The organism is Microbacterium sp. FG3 (assembly GCF_057809335.1).
Genome location: NZ_JBMDJT010000013.1, coordinates 62,824 through 68,870, shown reverse-complemented (window position 1 = coordinate 68,870; position 6,047 = coordinate 62,824). Strand labels below are relative to the sequence as shown.

Annotated in this window: 6 protein-coding genes; 4 read left to right on the top strand and 2 right to left on the bottom strand. The window is 76.3% G+C overall.

Annotated features, from left to right (window positions below; translation table 11 throughout):
* Both rfaE2 (ACODR5_RS06520) and ACODR5_RS06515 read left to right on the top strand, forming a co-directional pair.
* Positions 1-541, top strand: a 541-nt coding sequence (gene rfaE2, locus ACODR5_RS06520) for a D-glycero-beta-D-manno-heptose 1-phosphate adenylyltransferase (RefSeq protein ID WP_488983085.1), incomplete at its 5' end; no start/stop codon positions are given.
* 55 nt (positions 542-596) lie between these two features.
* A complete protein-coding gene (locus ACODR5_RS06515; protein WP_460817816.1) occupies positions 597-1,295 on the top strand; it encodes an SDR family oxidoreductase in 699 nt (232 codons plus the stop codon).
* On the opposite strand, the gene ACODR5_RS06510 is transcribed toward ACODR5_RS06515, so the two are convergent.
* Entirely contained in the window at positions 1,261-2,400 is a 1,140-nt protein-coding gene (locus ACODR5_RS06510) for a glycosyltransferase family 9 protein (RefSeq protein WP_488983084.1), read from the bottom strand. The two genes, ACODR5_RS06515 and ACODR5_RS06510, sit on opposite strands and share 35 nt — an antisense overlap.
* A gap of 164 nt (positions 2,401-2,564) precedes the next feature.
* Here ACODR5_RS06510 and rfaE2 (ACODR5_RS06505) point away from each other — a divergent pair, with 164 nt between their 5' ends.
* Together rfaE2 (ACODR5_RS06505) and ACODR5_RS06500 are read left to right on the top strand one after the other, a co-directional pair.
* Positions 2,565-4,028, top strand: a complete 1,464-nt coding sequence (gene rfaE2 / locus ACODR5_RS06505; protein WP_488983083.1) for a D-glycero-beta-D-manno-heptose 1-phosphate adenylyltransferase — start codon at positions 2,565-2,567, stop codon at positions 4,026-4,028.
* Between the two features lie 36 nt (positions 4,029-4,064).
* Positions 4,065-4,754 (top strand): glycosyltransferase family 2 protein, encoded by a 690-nt coding sequence (locus ACODR5_RS06500; protein WP_449854746.1) that lies wholly within the window; start codon positions 4,065-4,067, stop codon positions 4,752-4,754.
* 28 nt (positions 4,755-4,782) lie between these two features.
* On the opposite strand, the gene ACODR5_RS06495 is transcribed toward ACODR5_RS06500, so the two are convergent.
* Positions 4,783-6,045 carry a D-arabinono-1,4-lactone oxidase gene (locus tag ACODR5_RS06495; protein ID WP_488983082.1) on the bottom strand — a complete coding sequence of 421 codons (1,263 nt, stop codon included), beginning with the start codon at positions 6,043-6,045 and terminating at the stop codon, positions 4,783-4,785.
* Positions 6,046-6,047 lie beyond the last annotated feature (2 nt).

Here is a 6,047-nt window from a genome sequence, read left to right as displayed (position 1 = left end):
CGCCGTGACGGCCGCGGGCCGCTTCCTCGCGGCGGGCGGAGTGGCGGCGCTGGATGCGCCCGCCGAGGCCCTGCCGCTGGGCGGCGCGTCGGATGCGCTCGCGGCGGCGGCCGCCGTGCGGGCGCGCGGCGGCACCGTCGTCGCGACCGGCGGCTGCTTCGACCTGCTGCACGCCGGCCACGCCCGCACCCTCGCGGCCGCGCGGGCGCTCGGCGACTGCCTCATCGTGTGCCTCAACAGCGACGACTCCGTGCGGCGCCTCAAGGGGCCGGAGCGCCCCATCATGGCCGAGCCCGACCGCCGCGACCTGCTGCTCGCGCTCGAGTGCGTCGATGCCGTCGTCGTGTTCGACGAGAGCACGCCCGTCGAGGCGCTGCGGCGCATCCGCCCCGACATCTGGGTCAAGGGCGGCGACTACGCCGCCGACGACCTGCCCGAGACGGCGGTGATCGCCGAGTGGGGCGGTCGCACCGTCACGGTGCCGTACCACCCCGGCCGCTCGACCACGCGGCTGGCCGGCGCGCTCGCCCGCGTCGGCTGACGCGGATCGCCCCGTCCCCCCATCCGCATCCGTCCTCCCGAAGCGAAGGAGAATCATGACCGCTGATCGCACCCTCGGAAACGTCATCGTCACCGGCGGCGCCTCGGGCCTCGGCGCCGCCGTCGCCCGCGCCGTGCGCGACGCCGGAGGGCGCCCGCTCGTGCTCGACCTCGATGTGTCGGGCGCCGAGGTGCCCGACGCGTTCGCGGCCGACGTGTCGGACACCCGCGCGACCGAGTCGCTCGTGGCGGAGCTCGCCGAGCGCTTCGGCGGCCTCGACGCCGTCGTCACCGCCGCCGGCGTGGACCGGCCCGCCCCGCTCGACGGCCTGCCGGGCGAGGCGTGGGAGCGGATCGTGGCCGTGAACCTGCTCGGCACGGCGGCGGTCGTGCGCGCGGCGCTGCCGGCACTGAAGGCCTCGCACGGCCGCGTCGTCACGATCGCGTCGTCGCTCGCGCTGCGCGCGTTCGGCGACGCCACCGCCTATTCGGCCTCGAAGTTCGGCGTGCTCGGCTTCTCGCGCTCGCTGGCGGCCGAGACGAAGGGGCAGCTGGGCGTGACGACCGTGTTCCCCGCCGGCATGCGCACGCGATTCTTCGACGGGCGCGACGAGCAGTACAAGCCCGGTCCCGACGCCGCGCTGATCGACCCCGCGCACGTGGCCGACGCGATCGTGTTCGCGCTGCGTCAGCCCGCGGGGGTGGAGATCCGCGAGCTCGTCATGTGCCCCGAGGAGGAGCCGTCGTGGCCGTGACCGGCGCGCCCTCGAGCAGCGCCCGCACGTCGTCGTAGACGGCGTCGACGGGCACGTCGTCGACGAACGAGACGTCGTGCTCGCAGCGGGGCGCGGTCCAGCCCACCTGGGTCGCGTCCCGCCCGCACACCGGGCAGTGCGTGGTCCACGACAGCTGCACCCGATGGGAGGCGCGCGTGAGCGGGCCCGCGTTGATGAGGTTCCCCACCCAGTAGACACTCGCGGTGGGCGTGCCCACCGCCTGCGCGAGGTGGCGCGGGCCGCTGTCATTGCCCACGAACGCGTCGGCGACGGCGAGCACCCCCGCCAGCTCGCCCAGCGCGAGGCGGCCCGCCAGCGATCGCACGGAATCCCCCGCGGCGCGGGCCGCGCGCCGGGCGATCGCGTCGGCGAGATCGGCGTCGTCGCCCTCGCCGACGAGGACCACCCGCATGCCGTCCGCCGCGCACCGCAGTGCGATGTCGGCGAACCGCTCGGCCGGCCACCGGCGCCGGGGGTCCGTCGCCCCGGGGTGGATGACGACGAGCGGCCCGGGTCCCGCGCCCGTCAGCTCGCGGCCGCGCCGCCGCTCCGCCGGCGTCACCGCCAGCGTCGGCTCGGGGCCCACGGACGGCGCCCCGGCGAGCGCGACCGTCTCGAGCCGGCGCACCACCTCGTGCTGGTAGTACACGTACGGCAGCGTGCGCTCGAGCGGCGCGGCGTCCGGCGGCGCGGTGCCCACGGTGTGCCGCGCGCCGAGCGCGAGGAGGAAGGGGTTCGAGTACCGCCCGCCGCCGTGCATCTGGCAGGCGAGGTCGAAGCCCTCCGCCCGCATCCGCCGCATGAACGCGCCCGTGGCGCGCGGGTCGTCCTCGTGGTCGTCCCCGTGCACCCCCCTGGCCTTCGGGAGCACCTCCACGCGCGCGACCGGGCCGGGCCGGCCGCGCAGCAGCGCGGCGTGCATCGGCGTGCCCAGCAGCACGATCTCGGCCTCCGGGTACGCCTCGGCCAGCGCATCCAGCGCCGGCAGGGCGAACAGCAGGTCGCCCAGACCGCCGCCGCGCAGCACGGCGATCTTCAGCACCTCGTCGAATCGGCCGTCGGCCGGCGGCGCCTCGGCGGGCATCCGCGTCGTCCTCACTCGCGCTCCCCTGTCGCGGTCGGTCTGTGTCCTCTGCCGATCTGTTCCCCGCGGCGCCCGCGCGCAAACGTTCCGAAGCGGTCCTCGCGCCGGCAAGGGATCGCGGCGCAGACGTGTAGGGGGCGGGCGGATCGGGTACGGGAGTGGGCATGAGGGACTTCAGCGGGATCGTCCGCCACGTCGGCGCCGCGGCGCCACGGGTGCTCGTGGTGGGCGACGTCATCCTGGACCGCTGGCTGCGCGGCGGGGTCCGGCGGCTCAGCCGCGAGGCGCCCGTGCCGGTGGTGCAGGAGGCCGAGCAGGTGGACTGCCCCGGCGGGGCAGGCAACACGGCGGCCAATCTCGCCGCCCTCGGGGCGCGCGTGCGCGTCGTGGCCGAGGTCGGCGACGATGCGGAGGGCGCGGCCCTGCGGGATCGGCTCGCGGCGGCGGGCGTCGACACGGCCGGGCTCCTCGTCGACGGCGGCCGGCCGACGGCGTGCAAGACGCGCGTGGTCGGCGACGACCAGATCCTCGTGCGCGTGGACCGCGCCCGCCCGGCGCGGGCGGACACCGACCGGCTGCTGGCCGCGATCGCGCCGGAGCCCGACGAGACGCTCGTCGTCTGCGACTACGACGGCGGGCTGCTGGGAGACGAGCTCGCGCGGCGGCTGGCCGAGCGGCGCCCGCGGGCCCGGATCGTCGTCGACGCGCACGACATCGCGCGCTGGGCCCCGCTGCGGCCCGACCTCGTCACCCCCAACGCGGCTGAGACGGCGGCGCTGCTGGGGCGGGCCCTGCCCGAGGGGCCGGCGCGCGCCGAGGACGTGGCCGCCGCGGCGACCGAGGTGCTCGACGCGGCGGGCGCCGAGCGCGCGATCGTGACGCTGGATCGCGACGGCACCGTGCTGCTCGAGCGCGGGGCCGGCGGGACCGGGGCGGCGACGCACCGCACCCGCGCCCGCCCCGCGCCCGAGCACCAGGCCGCGGGGGCGGGCGACACGTTCGTGGCGGCCGCGGCCGTCGCGCTGGCCGTGGGCGCCGCGCCCGCCGAGGCCGCCGACTTCGCCCAGCGGGCCGCCGACGTCGTCGTCTCGCGCCCCGGCACCGCCGTGTGCGCGCTGGCGGACGTGCACACGCCCGCCACCGGGGTGCCGGGCACGCTCGACCACGACGCCCTGCGCGCCGCCCTCGCGCGCGAGCGAGAGCGCGGCCGCACCGTGGTCTTCACGAACGGCTGCTTCGACCTGCTGCACCTGGGCCACACCGCGCATCTGCGGCAGGCCAAGGAGCTCGGCGACGTGCTCGTGGTGGCGCTCAACGACGACGCGTCGGTGCGCCGACTCAAGGGACCCGGCCGCCCGGTCACCCCCGTGGAGGACCGGGCGCGCGTGCTCGACGCGCTCGAGAGCGTGGACTACGTCACCGTCTTCCGCGAGGACTCGCCCTCGGCGCTGCTGGCCGAGCTGCGGCCCGACATCTACGCGAAGGGCGGCGACTACGTGCCCGAGATGCTCGAGGAGACCGCCGTCGTGCGGGCGTACGGCGGAACGGTGCGGATCCTCGACTTCATCCCCGCGCACTCCACGAGCGAGATCGTCACCCGCATCGCCCAGCGCGCGCCGTTGCGCTGATCCGCCCTCCCGATCCGCCCCGCTATCCTCGCGACCGTGAGCGACTCGGTCCCCACCGTCCCCGTCGTCATGTGCACGTGGCGTCGCCCGGAGTACTTCCCCCGCACGCTGCGCGCGCTCGAGGCGCAGACGGGGGTCCGCGTCGAGCTGCACGTGTGGAACAACAATCCGGCCATCGCGGGCGAGCTGGAGCGCGCGGCGGAGGCGAGCCCGCTGACCGTGCGGTTCCACCACCACGACGAGAACATCGGCGGCTTCGGCCGCTTCCACCTGGCGCGCGAGCTCGCGCCCGCCCACCCCTACGTCGTGTTCGTCGACGACGATCAGCTGTTCGGCCCGCGGGCGATCGCCACGCTGCACGCCGAGGCGCGGCCCCGCAGCGCGAGCGGCTGGTGGGCCTACCGCTTCCCTCTGCCGCCGCACTACTGGCTGCGCCTGCCGGTGCGCCGCGGGCACCGGGCGCAGTACCTCGGCACGTGCGGCATGATCATCGACACCGCGGTGTTCCTCGACGAGCGGCTGTTCGCGTGCCCCGATCGCTTCCGCTTCGTCGAGGACGTCTGGCTCAGCTACGTCGCCGCGCACCTGAACGGCTGGACGCTGCGCCGCTCGCGCGCGACGTTCCTGTTCATCCCCGACACCCGCAACCAGTTCGCCGGGCTCATCCGCGAGAAGTACGAGTTCCTGCGCTACCTCCACGCCCGCGGCTGGCTGCGCCGCGGGTGAGGGCGCCGCGCCCGAGGGCGCGCGCGACTCAGAGCCCGAGTCGCTCCAGGAAGCCGTTGCGGAAGACGCCCCGCGGATCCATCCGCTCGCGCAGCGCGCGGAAGTCCTGCCAGCGCGGGTAGCGGCGGGCGATGTCGGCCGGATCCGTGCCGAAGATCTTGCCCCAGTGCGGTCGCGCGTCGAACGGAACCAGCGCGCCCTCGACCGCCGCCACGGCGCGCCGGGCCGCGGCCTCGTCGCTGCGCCACGTGAAGTGCAGCGCCACGGAATCGCGCCCGCCCGACGGGCTCAGCCACAGGTCGTCGCCCGCCACCGTGCGCACCTCGCACACGTGCAGCGCGGGCGCGACCGTCGGGGCGATGCCGCGCAGCGCCTCGATCGCGGCGACCGCCTGCTCGCGCGCCACGAGGTACTCGCTCTGCAGCTCGTCGCCGGCCGAGGGCGTGAACTCGAGGCGGAAGTGCGGCAGGCGCTCGAACCAGGCGCCGGGCACGCCGCCCTGGGTACTGCACGCCGCGGCGTCGGCTCCCGGGACGGGGTGCCGCGGCCCGTCGGCGGGCACGGCTCCCACCGCCGCCGGCACCTCGCCCTCGATCGGCGCGAGGCCGCCCGAGGGCACGCGCCGCTTCACCCACAGCTGCCGCGCGACGTCCGGATCCGCCCACGTCGTGAACACGCTCACGCTGTCGCCCAGCGCGGTGACCTCGTCGAATCGCGCGAGGACGTCGTCCCAACGGGGGCCGTCGAACACCTGCTGCGCCACCTCGTACGCCGGCTCGGTGTCGAGCTCGAGGCTCGTGACGACGCCGAGCGCGCCGAGCGACACGACGGCGCCGGGGAAGTCGGCATCGCCGCGGCGCAGCTCGACGATCTGGCCGTCGGCCGTCACGAGCGTGAGCGCCCGCACGGCGGCGGCGAGGCTGCGCAGGCCGTTGCCGGACCCGTGCGTGCCCGTGGCCACCGATCCCGCCACCGAGATGTGCGGCAGCGAGGCGAGGTTGGCCAGTGCCCTGCCGTGCGCGTGCAGAACGGGCGCGATATCGCCGTAGCGCAGGCCCGCCGACACCCGCACGCCGCCGTCCAGCGGCTCGATCTCGCGGGGCATGCCCTCCAGTGACACCTGCACTCCGTCGGTGTCGGCGATGTCGTTGAAGGAGTGGCGCGTGCCCACGACGCGCACGCGCTCGGATCCGGCGAGCGCGTCGCGCAGCTCGTCGAGCGAACCCGGGCGCAGCACCCGCCGCGCCCGGTACGCGATGTTGCCCGCCCAGTTGGCGCCGGCATCCGCCATGC

Bases quoted from the DNA above. Each gene is read 5' to 3' on its own strand.
- ACODR5_RS06515 (WP_460817816.1), top strand. From the start codon at position 597: ATGACCGCTGATCGCACCCTCGGAAACGTCATCGTCACCGGCGGCGCC.
- rfaE2 (WP_488983083.1), top strand. From the start codon at position 2,565: ATGAGGGACTTCAGCGGGATCGTCCGCCACGTCGGCGCCGCGGCGCCA.
- ACODR5_RS06495 (WP_488983082.1), bottom strand. From the start codon at position 6,045: ATGGCGGATGCCGGCGCCAACTGGGCGGGCAACATCGCGTACCGGGCG.
- ACODR5_RS06510 (WP_488983084.1), bottom strand. From the start codon at position 2,400: ATGCCCGCCGAGGCGCCGCCGGCCGACGGCCGATTCGACGAGGTGCTG.